Raw genomic sequence first — 21,285 nt, 5'->3', positions numbered from 1 at the left:
TTGTGCCTTTTCCGACGGAAACTATTTAGGGGGATAAATATATGAAAGTTAATAAAGTTGAGAAAATCTATCCATTGTCAAATATGCAAAAGGGGATACTGTTTCATGCTATTGAAGATAAAAATTCAGATGCATATTTTGAACAAATTATATTAGATATAAAAGGTTATGTAGATGAAACTATTTTTGAGGAAAGTTTCAACGAGATTATGAAACGGCACGAAGTGTTAAGAGCATCATTTAATTATAAATTGGACGAGCCATTACATGTAATATTAAGGGATAGAAAAATTAAGTTTAGCTACAATGATGTAAGTAATTTAGATTTATACACTAAAGATTTATATGTGGAAAAATATATAGTAGATGATAAGATGAAGGGCTTTGACCTAACAAAAGAAACCCTTATGAGAATTTGTTTGATCAAAACAAATGATAACTCATATAAAGTAATTTGGAGCTTTCATCATATATTACTTGATGGTTGGTGTATTGGGATTATATTAGATGAGTTATTTACTATCTATTCACATAAAATGAAAGGTGAAGAGCATCAATTAGAAGATCCTAGACCCTATAGTGATTATATAAATTGGCTAAATAATCAGGATAATGAAGAAGGATTGAAGTATTGGAGTAAGTATCTGGAGGGGTATGAGTTAACTGCTACCCTCCCTAAATTTAATAACTCTAGTGCTGGAAAGTATCAGAGAAGAGAAAAAGTGATAGAGTTTTCAAAAGAGTTAACTGATAAGATTACACAACTGGCAAATAAAAATAACGTCACCTTAAATACAGTGATGCAGAGTATTTGGGGGCTTATTCTAGCGAAGTATAACAATAGTGAGGATGTTGTTTTTGGAACAGTTGTCTCAGGCAGAGATGCAGCTGTAGAAGGTATAGAGAATATGTTAGGTTTATTTATAAATACAATACCAACTAGAATAAAGTTGCAAAGTGAAAAATCATTTAAAGAAGTTTTAAAAGCAACTCAACATGATGTAATAGAGGGTAATGATTATAATTATATTAATTTAGCCGAAGTTCAAGCTCTTAGCAACTTAAAAAGTAATCTTATTGATCATATATTAGTATTTGAAAATTATGCTATTGATGAAAAAGGATTGGAAGAAAAGGAAAGTGGATTAGGGTTCGAAGTTGTATCTGTAACCGACGAAGAGAGAAGTAATTATAGCCTAAGCCTTACTGTAGGAATAGGAGAGAAATTGAAACTAACAATTGTATATGATGAAAATGTATATGAAGAAAGACTAATCAATAATCTAGAGTGTCATATTCAAAATGTAACGAAGCAAGTTATCGAAAATGATGCTAAGAAATTGATCGATATAGATTTAATTTCAGAAGAGGAAAGAAACATCCTTCTTTATAAATTTAATGAAACAACCGTTGAATATCCTAGAGATAGGTTGATACATCAATTGTTTGAGGAACAGGTTGAGAAGACACCTGACCGTGTGGCAGTTAGCTTTAAAAGTAATAACCTAACTTATAGGGAATTAAATGAAAAATCAAATCAAATAGCTAGACTACTGCGAGAAAAAGGTGTTCAATCAAACACAATTGTAGGAATCATGGTCGACCGTTCTTTAGAAATGATTATAGGAATTATGGGGATTTTAAAATCCGGAGCGGCTTATTTACCAATTGATCCTGAGACTCCTAAAGAGAGAATTGACTACATGTTACAAGATAGTAATGTAAAATTTTTATTGACTCAAGATAGATGTATAAGTCAACTTAATTTGAATGTGGAGTTAATTAATTTAGATCAAGAGAATTTTTTAAGGCTAAGTACAGATAATTTGAATTTGATAAATCATTCAAGTGATACAGCTTATATCATTTATACTTCAGGATCAACAGGAACACCAAAAGGAGTAGTTATTCCGCATTATAGTGCAATTAGAGTAGTTAAGAATACAAATTATATTGAAATTAATGAGAATGATACGATACTACAACTTTCGAATTATGCTTTTGATGGGTCTATATTTGATATTTATGGTGCGCTTCTAAATGGTGCAAAGTTAATAATGGTTGAGAAGGACACTGTATTAAGTCTTGTTAAACTAGCTAAGTTAATAAAGGAAGAACAAATAAGTATTATGTTTATTACCACAGCTTTATTTAATGCGCTTGTAGATTTAGAAATAGATTGTTTAGATAAAATAAGAAAAATATTATTCGGTGGTGAAAGAGTTTCAGTTTCACATGTGAACAAAGCCCTTGAGAAATTGGGCAAAGATAAAATTATTCATGTTTATGGTCCAACTGAAAGCACGGTATATGCTACTTATTATTTTGTTAATGAAGTAACTGAGGTTATCCCAATAGGAAAACCGTTAGCAAATACTTCGGTTTTTGTAGTAGATAAAAATTCTAACCTGCTTCCACTTGGTGTGCCTGGAGAACTATGTATTTCTGGAGACGGATTAAGTAAAGGGTATTTAAATAACGAGAGATTAACAGTTCAGAAATTCGTTCCAAATCCGTTCATTCTAGGAGAGAGAATGTATCGAACAGGAGACCTTGTGAGAATGCTACCTGATGGAAATATTGAGTTTTTAGGAAGAATTGACCATCAAGTGAAAATTCGTGGTTTCAGGATTGAACTGGGTGAGATAGAGAGTCAACTTCTAAAACATAAGGAAGTAAAAGAAGCTGTTGTTATCGCAAGAGAAGATAGTAATAATCATCAATATTTATGTGCGTACTTTACTTCCGAAACATCGAAGGGCGAGACTAGGGTTCAAGAAATTCGAAAGTTTTTGGCAAAAGAGTTACCAGAGTATATGATTCCTGCTTTTTTTGTTCAGCTAGACAAGCTACCACTTACTACAAATGGGAAAGTGGATCGAAAGGCTTTACCAAGTCCTGATGGAAGTTCGGTTGCAGGAGTAGTAGAGTATGAGGCGCCAAGGAATACAGTCGAAGAAAAGCTTGTATCCATTTGGCAAGATATTTTAGATATAGAAAACATAGGAATTCAACACAACTTTTTTGAAGTTGGAGGCCATTCACTGAAAGCGACTACGATGGTTTCTAGAATCCATAAGGAACTTATGGTGGAGCTACCTTTACGACAAATCTTCCAAACACCTACTATAAAAGGAATTGGAGAATATATTGACTCTACGAAAGAAAGTGTATATGCATCGATCAAAAAAGTAGAAGAACAGGATTATTATCCGCTCTCATCTGCCCAAAGAAGACTCTACATTTTAAACAAAATAGAGGGTAGCGGAGTATCTTATAATATGCCTTTCGCTATGAAAATAAAAGGTGATTTGGATGTTCATCAGCTTGAGAATGCATTCTATAAACTAATCGAAAGACATGAGGCCTTAAGAACTTCTTTCGTAATGGTAGATGGTGAACCAGTTCAAAAGATTGAAAAAGAGATAGATTTCCAAGTGACGTATAGAGAAATAGGTACCAATAAGCTAGATGATATGATTAATGGATTTGTTAAACCGTTTGATTTGGAGAAAGGTCCTCTTTTACGGGTTGAAATTATACATGTCACAGATGATGAGCACGTGATGGTCCTAGATATGCACCATATCATTTCAGATGGAGTTTCAATGAACATTTTAAATAGAGAGCTCTGTAAACTGTATGAAGGGAAAGAGTTATCCCCATTGGACCTACAGTATAAAGATTATGCAGTATGGCAAAAAGACTTGTTTACTCAAGAGGAAATGAAGAAGCAAGAAGAATATTGGATAAATGTTTTTAAAGAAGAAGTACCTATTTTAAATATGCCAACAGATTATAAAAGGCCGCCGACACAAAGTGTTGAAGGGGCTCGAAGAAGTTTTGAAATAGATAGTGAGTTGACAAAGAACCTTAATAGAATTGCAAAAGAAAATGGGGTTACCATGTATATGCTTCTGTTAGCTGGATATACAACTTTACTTTCAAGATATACGGGTCAAGATGATATTGTGGTAGGATCTCCAATTGCAGGAAGAAGCCATCATGATTTTAAAAATATTGTCGGAATGTTTGTGAATACCCTTGCGATGAGAAATTATCCAAATGAAGATAAAACATTTCGTAATTATTTAAGAGAAGTAAAAGAAAATGCATTAAAGGCTTATGAAAATCAAGATTATCCTTTGGATGAACTGGTTGAAAAGCTGGACTTACAAAGAGATATGAGTAGAAGTGCATTATTTGATACGATGTTTGTGCTACAAAACTTAGATACCTCTAATGAAGAGATTAAAGGGTTAAGTTTTGAAACATATGATAGTGAACTTAATATAGCAAATTTTGATTTAACATTATCAGCAGTAGAAACTAATAACATCATAAAATTTGATTTAGAATATTGTACAAAATTGTTTAAGAAAGAGACAATAGCTAAAATATCAGAGCACTTTGTTAGTATTTTAAGAGAAATTACTAATAATCAGGAAGTTTGTTTAGGTCAAATAGATATGCTTTCGGGAGAAGAAAAGCACATTCTTTTGAATGAATTTAATGAAACTTATATGGATTATCCAAAGAATAAAACCATTTATCAATTATTTGAGGAGCAGGTAGAGAGAACTCCAAACAAGGTTGCCGTAGAATTTGAGGGGCAACAAGTTACTTATAAGGAGCTCAATGAAAAATCCAATCAAGTAGCTAGAGTACTTTATGATAAGGGTGTTCATCCAGAAATGATTGTAGGAATTATGGTGGAACGTTCTTTAGATATGATTGTCGGTATCATGGGTATATTAAAATCAGGGGCAGCGTATTTACCAATAGACCCTGAATATCCTGAAGAGCGAATTAAATATATGGTAGAAGATAGTAACGCAAAATTCGTATTAACGCAGACTCATTTATACGATAAACTTCATTTTATCAATAATGAATGTATAACTAAAATCTCAATTAATGATGAAACAATAAAAAATCAAGAGCAAATTAATATGGAAAGGCGTAATAATAGAAATGATTTAGCCTATGTCATTTATACGTCTGGTTCCACGGGTTTACCAAAAGGGGTGTTAGTGGAACATCATTCCTTAGTCAATTTATGTAATTGGTATGTAGATTTTCATAAAATAACAGAAAGAGATCGAATTACAAACTATTTGAAAGTCTCATTTGATGCATCTATTGGAGAAATTTTCCCTTGTTTAATCACCGGAGCTACTTTGCACGTTTTAGGCAAAGATATGAGGCTTGATCTAGATAAATTAAATGAATATATGAATAGTAAAGACATAACAGTTGCAACATTCCCATCTAAGGTAAGTGAACAATTTATATTACAAGATAATCATTCTTTAAGAATGTTAGTATCCGGTGGCGAAAAGTTAATTTTAAATAAGAATACTCGCTATCAACTTGTAAATGCCTACGGTCCAACCGAAAATACAGTAGTAACTACAAGTTTCTTAATGAATAACAATGATGATAATATTCCAATTGGAAAACCGGTGTATAATACTAAAGTTTATATAATAAATAAGTATAATCAGCTTTGTCCAATTGGAGTAACAGGAGAGTTATGTATATCTGGAGTTGGATTGGCAAGAGGTTATTTAAATAATCCAGCCTTAACTGCCGAGAAATTTGTGGGAAATCCTTTCGTCAGTGGAGAAAAAATGTATCGTACAGGTGATCTTGTAAGATGGATGCCTGATGGAAATGTTGAATTCATAGGAAGAATTGACCATCAAGTAAAAATACGTGGGTATAGAATAGAACTTGGTGAAATAGAGAGCCAGTTGTTAAAACATCAAGATATAAAAGAGGTCGTAGTAGTAGCAAAAGAGGATAAGAAAAATCATACGTATATAAGTGCTTATATTGTGTCTGAAAAAGCAATATCTTCAGCCAAGATAAGAGAATTTTTAGAAAAGGAACTTCCTGATTACATGATTCCCTCTTATTTTGTTCAACTTGACCAGTTACCACTTACATCAAACGATAAAGTGGATCGAAAAGCACTTCCAGAGCCAGATAGAAGTAGTCAATCAGGGGTAGAATATGAGGCGCCAAGAAATGAAGTTGAAACACATCTTGTTGAGATTTGGAGGGATATCCTAGGCATAGAGGATATAGGGATAAATCATCATTTCTTTGTATCAGGTGGAGATTCTATTAAGGCTCTGCAAATTGTGTCCAGGTTGTCTAGAATAAATCTTAAGTTAGAAGTGAAAGATCTATTTGCAAACCCTAAAATTAAAGATCTTAGTAAGTATGTAAAAAAGCAAAACAAACGGTTAAAACCTTATGAAATAGTTACAGGAGAAGTAATATTATCTCCAATTCAAAAATGGTATTTTGAGAAAAATAAAGAAGAACTAGATCATTTTAATCAATCATTTATGCTGTTTAGGGAAGATGGATTTGATCAAAAGAGAATAGAGAGAGTCTTTAATAAGATATTAGAGCAGCATGATGCCCTTAGAATGATTTATAGAGAAAATGATGGAGAGATCATTCAGTATAATAGAGGCTATAAGGATAACCTCTTTGATTTATACGTTCATGATGTTGAGGGAGTAGAGAATAAGGAAGAGAAAATATATGAATTAGCGACAAATATCCAAAAGAAATCTTCCATCAAAAATGGTAAACTCGTTAATCTTTGTTTATTTAAAACGAATCAAGGTGATCATCTGCTTATTACCATTCATCATCTTGTAGTAGATGGAGTATCATGGAGAATAATATTAGAAGATTTTGAAACTCTATATTCTCAGGATTTAAGAGGTGAGAAGTTAGACGTTGGATTCAAGACTGAATCCTTTAAAGAATTTTCCTCTAAGCTGAGGGAGTATGCTAGTAGCAATAAATTATTAAAGGAAAAAGAGTATTGGCAAGAGATAGCAAATACTGAGGTTGCATTTATACCTAGAAAAAAAGAGCTCAAAAGTGACACATTCGAAAATAGTAAAACAGTTAGTATTTCTTTAAATAAGGAAAAGACTATAAGTTTATTAAGAAAATCCAATAGGGCATACAATACAGAAATAAATGATATATTGTTAACTTCCTTATTATTAGGTGCTAGAGAGATAACAAGTGAAAATTGTATAAAAATAAATATGGAGGGACATGGAAGAGAAGATATCTTAGAAAATGTAGATATTAGTAGGACTGTAGGTTGGTTTACAACTATGTATCCAGTACTTATAGATTTAGGCAATGAGACCGATCTTGCTACTAATATAAAAATGGTAAAAGAAACTTTAAGGAAAATTCCTAACAAGGGAATCGGATTTGGTATACTAAAATATTTATCAAAAGAGAAGTATCTATTAAATGAACAAAAAGCACCAATTTCATTTAACTATTTAGGTGAAATGGATAATGATGTTAACAGAAATGAATTTTCTGAATCAAAATTTTCTTATGGGGAAACAATTGGAGGAAAGATTTCAAGAAATAATTCGATAGAAATTAATTCGATAATTATTAATAATGAATTGGTTATAAATACTACCTTTAATGAGCTAGAGTTTGATGAACTAACAATCAGGAAATTAAATGATAAGTTTAAAGAAAGTCTTGAAACTATAATTGATCATTGTGTTAGTCAAATAGAGGTGGAAAAAACGCCTTATGACTATGGGGATACTAAATTAACTCTAAGTGAACTTAAGGATATTAAAGAAAAGTATAAAGATTTCGAAATTGAAAAGATTTACCCGTTAGCAAATATGCAAAAAGGAATGCTGTTCCATGCTTTGGAAAACAAAAATTCAAAAGCATATTTTGAACAAACTGTCATGGATATAACAGGATACGTTGATGTAGAGATATTAAAAACAAGTTTTAATAAAATCATGCAAAGATACGAAATACTAAGAGCATCATTTGAATATGAAATAGTTGAGGAGCCTAGACAAATAATAATAGCGGATAGAGAAATAGGTTTTCAATATTGCGATATAAGTGAAAGAGGAACTATAGAAAAAGAGTTATTCATAAAAAATTATAGAGAAGAAGATACAGAAAAGGGATTTAACTTAAGTAAAGATACTTTAATGAGAGTATGTTTGATTAGAACAGATGAAAACTTATATAAATTGGTATGGAGTCATCACCATATTTTATTGGACGGTTGGTGTCTTGGAATCGTATTAGGTGAGTTATTCACTGTATATGGAAAATTAATAAATGGTGAAGAATATGAGTTAGAAGAAACGAAACCTTATAGCGATTATATAAAATGGCTGGAAGAGCAAGATAAAGAAGAAGGTAAAAGTTATTGGGAGCAATATTTAGATGGTTATGAAGAGAAAGCGCAAATACCAAAATTACAGATTACTAAGAATAATAGTGAGTATTTAAGAAGAGAAAAAGTAATTGAATTTTCGAACGAACTAACAAATAAGATTACACAGCTTGCTAATAGGAATAGCGTAACCTTTAATACAGTATTCCAGAGTATTTGGGGTATTATTTTGGCGAAGTATAATAATACAGACGAAGTAGTATTTGGAACTATTGTATCGGGAAGGGAAGCACCAGTAGACGGAATTGAAAAGATGATTGGTTTATTTATTAATGCCATTCCAACTAGAATAAACCTTGGAAAGAATCAGAAGTTTAAAGAGGTTTTAACGGTTGTACAGAGTGAAGCTATAGCTAGCAATAATTATAACTATATGAATTTAGCTGAAGTTCAAGCAATGAGTAAATTAAAGAATGATCTTATTGATCATATAATTGTGTTTGAGAACTATGCTGTTGATAAACGTATTGCCGGAAATGAAAAAATGGATATAGGTTTCGAGGTAGAAGATATACATGCAGAAGAGCAGAGCAATTATAGTTTTAGTATTGCTGCAACTCCAGGTGAGAAGTTAAATTTAGTTTTAACTTATGATGGCAATATTTATGATGACAAAATAATAGATAATATCGAAATGCACATTAAAAAAGTAACTGAACAAGTGATTGCAGATGAGAATAAGAAAATAAATGAAATAGACATAATTTCAGAAGAAGAAAGAACAACTTTATTGTATGAATTTAATGATACAAAAGTAGATTATCCAAAAGAGAAGACGATACATCAATTGTTCCAAGAACAGGTAGAAAGGACACCTGAAAATATTGCAGTTGTGTTTGAAAATCAACAATTGACTTATTGGGAACTTAACGAAAAATCTAATCAAGTCGCTACTCTGCTAAGAGAAAAAGGTGTGAAATCTAATACTGTGGTTGGTATTATGGTTGAACGTTCGATTGAAATGATAGTTGGTATGATGGCAATATTAAAAGCCGGGGGAGCATACCTTCCAATTGATCCTGAGTATCCAGAGGATAGAAGAAGATATATGTTAGAAGACAGTGGTATAGAAATATTGTTAAAACAAGAAAATAAACATGTAGATTATGATTTAACTTGTATTGATATAAATGTACAAAAGATTAAGGATAGATTTACAGAAAACTTGCCTAGTCTAAATAAGTCCTCTGACATGGCTTATATAATATACACTTCAGGTTCAACAGGAAAACCAAAGGGTGTTATGGTGAATCATAAATCTATTCTCAATACGTTATGTTGGAGAATAGAATCATATCAATATAGTGAAAGTGATATTACGTTACAGATGCCTTCTTTCTCTTTTGACAGCTCTGTTGAAGATATTTTTACTACTTTGCTTTCTGGAGGTAAATTAATTTTAATAGAAGATATAAGAATGAATTTCAGTAAATTTATAAATATTATTCAAAATAATAAAGTAACTAATTTGTTAGCTGTTCCAAGCTATTATAATAATCTATTAAACACTATTGATAAGCCTTTAGTAGATTTGAGATTTGTGACAATTGCAGGTGAAGGTTTTAATGAAAATCTAATTACAAAACATTTTCAGAAAATGCCTCACGTAAAATTGTTTAATGAATATGGTCCAACAGAAAATAGTGTTTGTTCTACAATATGTGAATTAAAACAGGAAGATCAGAAGGTACTTATTGGTAAACCAATAAGTAATAACAGGGTTTATATCCTTGATATGGAAAATAATTTATTGCCATTAGGAGTTGCAGGTGAACTTTGTGTAAGTGGGGAAGGTTTGGCACGTGGTTATTTAAACAGACCAGAGCTCACAGCGGAGAAGTTTGTTCCAAATCCATTCATTCCAGGGGAAAGGATGTACCGGACAGGAGATCTTGCAAGGTTATTGCCTAATGGGAATATCGAATTTTTAGGTAGAATTGACCATCAAGTGAAAATTCGAGGTTTCAGGATTGAACTAGGTGAGGTAGAGAATCAACTTTTGAAACAGAAAGAGATTAAAGAAGCCGTTGTCATCGCAAGAGAGGATAATAATGGTCAACCATATTTATGTGCTTATTTTACGTCTGAAACACGTAAGAAAGAATCCATATTACAAGAAATTCGGAAGGTTTTGGCGCAAGAGCTTCCAGAGTATATGATTCCTGCGTTTTTCGTTCAGTTGGATAAACTACCACTTACAGCAAATGGAAAAGTGGACCGAAAGGCCTTACCAGAACCTGATGAAAGTGCAGTTGTGGGAGTAGAGTATGAGGCACCAAGGAATGAAGTCGAAGAAAGACTTGTATCCATTTGGCAGGAAATTTTAGGAGTGGAAAAAATCGGTATCAACCAGCACTTTTTTGAAATAGGAGGTCATTCTCTTAAAGCAACTACGATGGTTTCTAAAATCCATAAGGAACTTATGGTGGAGATACCTTTACGACAAATCTTCCAAACACCTACTATAAAAGGGATTGGAGAATTTATTGACTCTACAAAAGAAAGTGTATATGCATCGATCAAAAAAGTAGAAGAACAAGATTATTATCCACTTTCATCTGCACAAAAAAGACTCTATATTTTAAACAAAATAGAGGGTAGCGGAGTATCTTACAATATACCGTTCGCCATGAAGATAAAAGGTGATTTGGATGTTCAGCAACTTGAGAAGGCTTTCCATAAATTAATCGAAAGACATGAAGCTTTAAGAACTTCTTTTGTAATGGTAGATGGTGAACCAGTTCAAAAGATTGAAAAAGACATAGATTTCCAAGTGACGTATAGAGAAATGGGTACCAATAAGCTAGATGATATGATCAATGGATTTGTTAAACCGTTTGATTTGGAGAAGGCTCCTCTTTTACGGGTTGAAATCATACATGTTACAGATGATGAGCACGTGATTGTATTAGATATGCACCATATTATATCAGATGGTGTATCAATGGGGATCTTTACACAGGAATTAGCTGAGTTATACAACGGGAAAGAATTATCTCCATTAAGCATTCAATATAAAGATTATTCTGTATGGCAAAGAGAATTGTTTGCTCAAGAAGAAATGAAAAAACAAGAAGAGTATTGGATGCATGTATTTAAAGAAGAAGTACCAGTACTAAATATGCCGACAGATTATAAAAGACCGCCAATTCAAAGTACAGAAGGTGACCTTGTACATTTTGAAATCGATAGTGACATATATGTTAATCTTAAGAAGATGGCGAAGGAACATGGTGTGACGCTGTATATGCTTCTGTTAGCGGGATACACAACACTGCTTTCAAAATATACGGGGCAAGAGGAAATCGTAGTGGGATCTCCAATCGCAGGAAGACCTCATGATGATTTGAAACAGATTATGGGTATTTTTGTTAATACTCTTGCAATGAGAAATTATCCAAAACGAGACGTTTCATTCCAAGATTATTTAAAAGAAGTTAAAGAGAATGCTTTAAAAGCCTATGAAAATCAGGATTATCCATTTGATGAATTAGTTGAAAAATTAGATTTAAAGAGAGATATGAGCAGAAGTGCTTTGTTTGATACAATGCTCGTCTTACAAAACTTTGACTATGATGATTTTGAAATACAAGGTTTAACTTTCTCACCATATCAAATGAAGGCGCATGTTTCTAAATTTGATTTAACACTTACCGCTGTTGAAGAAGAGCGTAGTATCAAATGTGTATTAAATTACAGAACTAAATTATTTAAGAAGGAAACTGTAGAAAGATTAGCTAAACATTTAATCCAGGTTTTTAAAGAAATTATTGAGAAGCCAGAACAAAGCATTCAGGATATTATGTTGCTTTCAGAAGAAGAAGTGCAGATGCTATTACAGGATAATAAAGATACAAAAGCTGATTATCCGAAAGATAAAACAATTTCACAATTATTTGAGGAACAGGTGAAACGAACGCCTCACCATGTAGCCGTGGTATTTAAAAATCAGAAACTTACGTATGTGGAACTGAATGAAAGAGCGAATCAAATGGCAAGGTTGCTTCAAGAAAAAGGAGCAAAGCCAGGGATAACAGTAGGTATGTTAGTGGAAGAATCTCTTGAAATGATTATTGGAATTATGGCCGTATTAAAAGCAGGAGCGACTTACTTACCAATAGATCCTGAACAACTGGATAAAAGAACGAATGTCATTTTAAAGGACAGTAATGCTAGCCTATTGATAGTAAAAGGAGAAAGGAAAGAAACTCTCCAATTTAATGGAGAAGTAATCTCCATGGAAGATGATTCTATAAAAGAGAGGGATACATCAAATTTATTAGTCAATTATAAATGGAATCATAATGCGTATATCATCTATACATCAGGTTCGACTGGTACACCTAAAGGCGTATGCGTTCAGCACAACAACGTTGTAAACTACATGACTTGGTTTACAAAGGAAGCGAATCTAAAAGAAACAGATAAGGCAATGTTAGTATCTTCCTATGCATTTGACTTGGGCTATACAAGTCTATATTCATCACTTTTAAATGGATGTGAACTGCATCTCGTTACAAAAGAAGTATATACTAATGCTCAGAAAGCATTACATTATATAGAAGAACAAGGGATTTCTTATTTGAAATTAACACCGTCTCTCTTTAACGTCTTGGTGAATGATCCGAGTTTCTTAAATAATCAGAGCTGTAAAACTTTGAGATTAGTCGTGTTAGGTGGAGAGAAAATCAATCCAATAGATGTTGAAACATTCTATACACATTACCCAAATCATGCGGTAATGAATCACTATGGACCTACAGAGGCGACAATTGGTTCGGTATATCAAGTTATTGAATATGATACAATGGCAGCTTTCAAAGAATGCCCTGTGATTGGAAGACCAATTCAGAATATGAAGGCTTACGTAGTGGATCAACAAATGAAACTTGTCCCAGAAGGTATTTATGGTGAATTATGCTTATCAGGAGATGGCGTAGCAAGTGGATATTTAAACAGAGCAGATTTGACAGAAGAAAAATTTGTTCAAAATCCGTTTGAACCAAATAAAAAAATGTATCGGACAGGGGATCTTGCTCGAAGACTATCAGATGGTAGAATTGAGCTTGCAGGTAGGATTGACGGTCAAGTGAAAATAAGAGGTTATCGAATTGAAACAGAAGAGATTAAGCGTCATTTAGTTAAACACGAACAAATTAAAGAAGCATTCGTGATTGATCGAGAAGGTCAGGACGGAAGAAGATATCTATGTGCATATATTACGTCCCAGAGGGACCTATCATTTGAAGAATTAAGAGCGTACTTAAAAGTAGAAATCCCTGAATACATGATTCCATCTTATTTTGTTCAGATGGAGCGTATTCCACTTACGGCAAATGGAAAAGTAGACGAAAAAGCCTTACCAGAGCCAGATGTGAGTAAGGGAGTAGATTATGAAAAACCAAGAAATCAGGTAGAAGAAAAACTTGTGAAGGTATGGGAAGATATATTAGGAGTCAAGCCAATTGGGATTAGCCATAACTTTTTTGCTTCGGGTGGAGATTCTATTAAAGCTTTACAAATTATCTCACGTTTATCACGAGAAGGTATCACGTTAGAGATGAAAGATCTATTTACCTATCCGGAAATCAAGTTTTTAAGCAACTATGTCAATATTGAGACAATACAAGAAGGCTCTTATGAAATTGAAACAGGAGATGTGTTGCTCACTCCAATTCAAAAAGCGTATTTTATGAATGGAAAAGAAGAAGTAAATCATTATAATCATGCAGTTATGTTGTATAGGAAAGATGGATTCCGTGAGGAAATGATAAAAGAAGTTATGGAAGCAATTTTTGTACATCATGACGCATTACGAATGATTTATAAAGAGGAGAATAATGAAGTACTTCAATTCAATCGAGAAGTGGAAAAAAATCAATTTGGTTTTAATGTTTATGACGTTTCGAGAGAAGATAATCCAGATGTGAAAATTCAAGAACTTGCGACAATATTACAGAAGAAAATTGATATACAAGAAGGACCTCTTGTAAATGTAGCACAGTTTAAGACGAATGTTGGAGACCATCTGTTACTTATTATTCATCACCTTGTGGTGGATGGAATCTCTTGGAGAATCCTATTTGAAGATTTTGCACTTGGATACAGCCAGCTAATGAAAGGCGAGCCAATAGCGTTTTATCCAAAAACGACTTCTTATAAAGAGTATGCTACTCAGCTCAACGAGTATGCTAAGAGTGCAAAAATCCTTAGAGAAAAGCAATATTGGGTGAACACATTAAAGGATAATGTTAACTTTTTAGAGAAAAAAGAGGAAGTTGGACTATTCCGATATGAGGATAGTGATACTTTTAGTACCGCTCTCGGAATAGAGGAAACAAGCCGATTGTTAAGAGAAACAAATCAAGCATATCATACTGAAATCAATGATTTACTGATTAGTGCTCTTTTAATAGCTACAAGGAGAGTAACTGGTGAAAATAAAATTAGGATTAGTCTAGAGGGCCATGGTAGAGAACGGATTATAAAAAATGTAGATATTAGCCGAACAGTTGGATGGTTTACAACCAAATATCCTGTATACATCAATTTAGGAGATGAAAAGGACCTTTCAATGACTATTAAAACAGTGAAAGAGTCTCTTAGAAGAATTCCGAATAAGGGAATAGGCTATGGGGTTTTAAAACAATTGAGTGGAGATCCAGATTTATGGAATATTGAACAGCCACCTATTTTGTTTAATTACTTAGGTCAAATGGATGCAGATCTCAATAATACAATTTTTTCTTCTTCTTGGATATCGGCAGGAGAGTCGATTGGAGGTAAACATACAAGAGAAACACCTATAGAAATGAATGCTATTGTCTTAGATGGAAAGCTCACTATTGATACGACTTATAATACAAAAGTATATGCAGAGGATGTCGTAGTGGAGTTTACAGAAGCTTTCAAGGCTGCTCTTCTTGATGTAATCCATCATTGCATTTCTAAGGAACAGGCTGAAAAAACACCATTTGACTATGGAGACAAAGAATTAAGCTTCGAACAACTAGAGGAAATCAAGGCGAAAAATAGGTGGGGAGAAATAGAAAAGATTTATCCATTAGCTAATATGCAACAGGGTATGCTATTCCATGCATTAGAAGATCCACAATCAGGTGCATACTTTGAACAACTTGTCATTGATGTCAAAGGGTTTATTGATGTCAACTTATTCGAGGAAAGCTTGAACGATATTATGAAAAGACATGAAATCCTTCGGACAGCAATTGAATATGAAATTACAGAACAACCAAAAAATGTAATTATAAAAGGTCGAAAGATTGGCTTTAGATACCGAGATATTAGACAGCAAGGAATAGATCAGCAAAAAGAAAGTATAACAACCTACATTGAACAAGATCGAGAAAAAGGTTTTGATTTTAGTAAAGATGTCTTAATTAGACTGGAACTTATTCAAACTGATGATAAGGCTTATACAATTATATGGAGTAATCATCACATCTTGTTCGATGGATGGGGCAGAGGTATTATTTTGGGAGAATTGTTCCATATCTATGGAAACAAACAAGTAGGACAGTATCCTAATTTAGAAGAGCCAAGACCATATAGTGATTATATTAGATGGTTAGGAGAACAGGAAAAAGAAGAGGGAATTCAATATTGGAAACAATATTTAGCAGGATATCAAAAACCCGCGAAAGTTCCATCGTTCAAAATTGATAGTACAAGAGAGTACCATGGACAAGAGACGCTCATTGAATTTTCAAGGGAACTTACGAAAAAAATGACTGAATTGGCTAATCAAAATAATGTTACGTTAAACACTGTGCTACAAACTTTATGGGGGATTATTTTAGCCAAGTATAATCATACAGACGATGTTGTATTCGGTTCTGTCGTTTCTGGTAGAGATGCCAAAGTAGCTGGAATTGAAAAAATGGTTGGATTATTCATTAATGCAATTCCAACGAGAATTAATATAAAAGAACAGAAGAGCTTTAAAAATATTTTAAAAGAGGTACAGCAACAAGCAATAGAAAGCCAAGCATACAACTATATGAATCTTTCAGATATACAGTCTCTTAGTGATTTAAAAAGGGATTTAATTGATCATGTAATGATTTTTGAGAATTATGCACTTGATGAACGTTTACTTCAGGAAGAAGAAAGTAAGAGTAGTTTCGTGTTTAAGGATATTAAAGGGATTGAACAAACCAACTATGGATTTACAATAGTTGTCGTTCCAGGTGAACAGCTTGTTCTCAAAATATCATATGATGGAAATCTCTATTCAGAAAAACTCATCCAGAACATAGCAAATCATCTGAAAAATGTTACGGACCAAGTTGTGCAGGATGAACATAAAAATGTGAATCAATTAGAAATCCTTTCAAAAGAAGAAAAGCATTATTTCTTGAATGAGTTTAATGAAACAAAGGCAGAGTATCCAAAAGAAAAAACAATTCATCGCTTATTTGAAGAACAGGTAGAACGGACTCCAAATAAGGTAGCTGTGGTATTTGATAAGCAGCAACTTACTTATAAAGAACTTAATGAAAAATCTAACCAAATAGCTAGGATACTCCAGAATAAAGGAGTTCAACCAGACACAGTTGTAGGTATCATGCTTGAACGTTCTCTAGAGATGATTATAGGAATTATGGGGATTTTAAAATCTGGAGCAGCATATTTACCAATAGATCCTGAATATCCTGAAGAACGAATTAAGTATATAGTAGAAGATAGTGGAACAAATATAATACTTACAAAAGGTAAAGATGCAGTGAGGTTAAGCAAAGAAATAGTATTTTTAGATGAAGAGTATAATCATTATTCTACTGAAAATATAAAAGTAACAAGTAATACTAACAATCTAGCTTATATGATTTATACTTCGGGTTCTACAGGTATGCCAAAGGGAACTATGCTTAAGCAACGAGGCCTAGTCAATTATATAACATGGGCAAATAAGGAATATGTCAAAGGAGAGGCCTTAGATTTTGCCTTATATTCATCTTTCTCATTTGACCTTACAATTACATCATTATTCACACCATTAATTTCTGGAAATAAAATAGTTATTTACAATAATGATGGGGATGAACCAATTATAAGAAAAATCTTTAAGGATAATAGAGTAGGTATAGTAAAATTGACACCATCCCATTTAAGATTGATAAGAGATATTGATAACAGCAATTCAAGTATAAAACGATTAATAGTGGGTGGAGAAGATTTAAAGACTGAGTTAGCAAGAGAGATTTCAAAAAGTTTCAATCATAATGTTGAAATCTATAATGAGTATGGTCCAACAGAAACAACAATTGGCTGTATGATTTATAAATATAGCCTTAATGACGATAAACACATATCGGTACCTATTGGGAAGCCAATTGATAATGTTCAAATTTATATATTGGATGATAATCAAAATATATTACCAGTAGGAATAGAAGGAGAACTTTATATAAGTGGAGATGGTGTTGCTACAGGTTATTTAAATAGACCTGAATTGACAGCAGAAAAATTTATATCAAATCCATATGTACCTGGAGCAAAGATGTATCGAACAGGGGATCTTGCAAGATGGTTGCCTAGTGGAAATATCGAATTTATAGGGAGAACTGACCATCAAGTAAAAATTCGTGGTTATAGAATTGAATTAGGAGAAATAGAGAATCAAATTCTAAAATTAGATAATATAAAAGAAACAAAAGTTGTTGCAAGAATAGACGGTGAGAATAGTCAGTATCTTTGTGCATATGTTGTTTTAGAGAATAAAGAAAAAGCAATTACTGTTACAGAGATGCGAAGATATTTATCAAAAGAACTTCCAAATTATATGATACCGGCATTTTTTACACAGCTTAAGGAATTACCGTTGACAACAAATGGTAAAATAGATATAAATTCATTACCAGCACCAGATGGAAATGTCAAATATGAATTAGAATACGAACCACCAAGAAATGATTTAGAAGAAAAAATTGTTAGAATATGGGAAGAAATTTTAAATATCAAAAAAATAGGTATGAATACTAATTTATTTGATATCGGAGCGAACTCTTTAAACGTTATGACATTTGTTTCAAGGATAGTTGCAGAGTTAAACTTTAGAGTACCGTTTAAAGATGTATTTGATAAACCTACAGTCCGAAGTTTTTCAGCGTTCTTAGAAGGCGCAAAAGAAATGTTAAAGGATTATACAGAGGATTGTATTCAACTTAGTAGCTCAACAAGCACCAATAAAAAACTATTTTGTTTCCCACCTGCTGCTTCAATAGGAATAGCATATATGGGGCTAGCAAAGCATATTGAGTCATATTCGGTTTACAGTTTTAATTTTATTAAATCTGAAAATAGAATTGCACAATATGTTAAAATAATAAAAGATATTCAATCAGAAGGACCGTACACATTAGTGGGATATTCAGCTGGTGGAATTCTTGCCTTCGATGTGGCAAAAGAATTGAATAGACAAGGTTTAGAAGTAGAAAATCTTATTCTTATTGATTCAAAATACCGTACGATTGTAGAACAGAATCTTTATACAGAGGAAGAGTGTAAGAGAGAGCTTCATGAAAAATTCAATCTGAAAAAATATAAAGATTTAGAGAAATTAGCTAGTGATTATTTGATAGAATTAATTATGAAGTCTTATATGTATGTACAGAGTACAACAACAAATGGTAGTATTGATGGAAATATAAGTTATATAAAATCAGTAAAAGAAAAAGAAGATGAAAATAATTTACTGTGGGAGAATGCTACTACGAAGAATTTCAGGATAATTCAAGGGTACGGAACTCATATGGAAATGTTATCAAATTCAAAGCTAGATATTCTTAAAAAGAATGCTAATATAATAAACGACATATTGGCGTTTGAAACAGTTTAATTTTTGAGAATTGGCATTTCTTTAAAGAAATGCCAATTTTCTTATTTTAATGACTTGTAAATTAAAGAGAATAAGCGCAATAATTTTGGACATGTATAATAGAAATTATGAAAGCAGGTGTTATTTTGCGAGAAATTAGAATTCTTATAGCGGATGATGAAAAAGAAATTAGAGATTTATTAAAAAAATATATGGAGCGAGAATTATATAAGGTTGATGTTGCTATAGATGGCGAGCACGCTCTTTCGTTATTTAATAAAAACAAATATGATCTGTTTATATTAGATCTTATGATGCCAAAAATTGATGGGATTGAGGTCTGCAGAAAATTAAGAGAAAAAACGAATGTTCCTATTCTAATGCTCACTGCTAAAAATCATGAAACTGATAAGATATTAGGTTTAAGTATGGGCGCAGATGATTATATTACAAAACCTTTTAGTATAAATGAGGTAGTAGCTAGAGTTAAAGCTCTTATGAGGAGATTTTTAGTTTTAGGAAGTGAAGCAGGGGATAGAGAACAAACACGTATAGAGTTTAAAGAAATCTCAATTGATATGAAAAAATATACTGTTTTCAAAGAGGGGAAAGAGATTCCTTTAACTGCAAAAGAGATGGAACTACTAAGGTTTTTTGCTTTAAATCCGGAGCAAGTGTTTACAAAATCTCAGTTGTTCCGTAATGTTTGGGGGGACAACTATTTAGAAGATGATAATACTGTCATGGTCCATATTCGAAAACTTAGAAAAAAAATAGAAGTGGATCCCTCTAATCCTCAATTAATACAAACAGTTTGGGGAATCGGATATAAGTTTGTAGGTGACCAAAATGTATAGCGATAAAATTATCTTACTTAATATTCTTCAATTATTATGTATTATAGGACTTTTTTTTACAGATTTAAATAATCAGCTATTAGGAATAAATAAACTTGTTTTGTACATAGTACTATTTTTCTTTACGACTTTTCTCTTACTTATAAGGTTCCACTTCGTTAATCGTTTGAAAATAATGATTGAGGAGTTACAACGTGTAATTAAAGGGAATTTAACAACAAGGTTAATTGTAAATGAAGATAATGTATTTAATAAAATGATATTTTCTGTGAATGAATTAATTGAACAGTTAGAGAGAGTTCAAATCGAATCCATTAAAGCTCAAAATGCTAGAAAAAGGCTCTTATCAAGTATTTCTCATGATATCAGAACTCCTCTTACATCTATTATAGGATATATTGATGCTTTAAAAGATGATATAGCTGTTTCTCGAGAAGAGAAAAAAGAGTATCTTGAAATTATTTCAAAAAAATCCAGCAACTTAAAGCAATTAATCAATGAAATATTTAATATGGCAAAGCTAGATGCAGATGAAGTTTTAATAAATCCTGAATCTCTAGAATTAACTGAAATTACCAGAGAAGTATTAATTGAGTATTTGCCTGAAATCAAGAAGAATAATTTGGAGTTAAAGCTTAGTTTGCCAAAAACAAAATGTTTTATCACGGCTGATTATCTAAGTATTATAAGAATTATAGATAACCTAATAAAAAATGCTATTTTATATGGGAAAGAAGGAAAAGTACTTGGGATAGAACTCATGGAATCAAATCAAGAATTCCAATTGCTTGTTTGGGATAAAGGACAGGGAATCGCGGAACATGATTTAGATCATGTATTTGAACGAATGTATCGTGGTGACCAATCAAGAAATTCTATTAATGGAGGTAGCGGATTAGGGCTTGCTATTGCTAAATCCTTAGTAGAAAAAAACCAGGGCAGGATATGGGTTGAAAGTAGTCCATGGAATAAAACAGTTTTTGGTATCTCATTTCCAAAAACAGAAAAGGTTTAATAAATATAGATAATATATGGTTTAAATTAAAATTTGTCCCAAACAATGTAGTAAAATTGTTATACAATACAGGTTTACGTATTAGTGATATTTTAAGTTGCAAAAATAGTACGAATAGGATTAAAAAATTTATATAGAAATGCAAGAAACCAAAATAAAAAAGAGCAGTTATGAACTGCACCCCAATTGTTAGACACAGTCTAACAATTGGGGGTGCAGTTTTTCTATGGCTAAATTTACAGCTGATGAAAAAATACAAATCGTTCTACGTTATTTGAACGGAAATGAAAGTTATCGA

The 21,285-nt window shown here is 32.3% G+C and carries 3 protein-coding genes; all 3 read left to right on the top strand.

Annotated elements, in window-relative coordinates; all coding sequences use genetic code 11:
- The first annotated feature begins 41 nt into the window (after nucleotides 1–41).
- Nucleotides 42–19,136: a non-ribosomal peptide synthetase gene (locus tag EBQ15_RS21155; protein WP_033693015.1), complete on the top strand. Its 19,095-nt coding sequence runs from the start codon at nucleotides 42–44 to the stop codon at nucleotides 19,134–19,136.
- Nucleotides 19,137–19,261: 125 nt separating this feature from the next.
- Nucleotides 19,262–19,972 carry a response regulator transcription factor gene (locus tag EBQ15_RS21150; protein ID WP_001206988.1) on the top strand — a complete coding sequence of 237 codons (711 nt, stop codon included), beginning with the start codon at nucleotides 19,262–19,264 and terminating at the stop codon, nucleotides 19,970–19,972.
- Nucleotides 19,965–20,987, top strand: coding sequence for a sensor histidine kinase (locus tag EBQ15_RS21145; RefSeq protein WP_000286657.1), 1,023 nt, complete (start codon nucleotides 19,965–19,967; stop codon nucleotides 20,985–20,987). The genes EBQ15_RS21150 and EBQ15_RS21145 overlap by 8 nt, the downstream gene beginning before the upstream one ends.
- The last annotated feature ends 298 nt before the right edge of the window (nucleotides 20,988–21,285 follow it).

The sequence above is a fragment of the Bacillus sp. 2D03 genome (genome assembly GCF_003946765.1).
Taxonomy (GTDB): Bacteria; Bacillota; Bacilli; order Bacillales; family Bacillaceae_G; genus Bacillus_A; species Bacillus_A cereus.
The sequence above is the reverse complement of the archived record's forward strand: the minus strand, read 5'-3'. Positions and strand labels throughout refer to the sequence as shown.

Bases quoted from the DNA above. Each gene is read 5' to 3' on its own strand.
- EBQ15_RS21155 (WP_033693015.1), top strand. From the start codon at position 42: ATGAAAGTTAATAAAGTTGAGAAAATCTATCCATTGTCAAATATGCAA.
- EBQ15_RS21145 (WP_000286657.1), top strand. From the start codon at position 19,965: ATGTATAGCGATAAAATTATCTTACTTAATATTCTTCAATTATTATGT.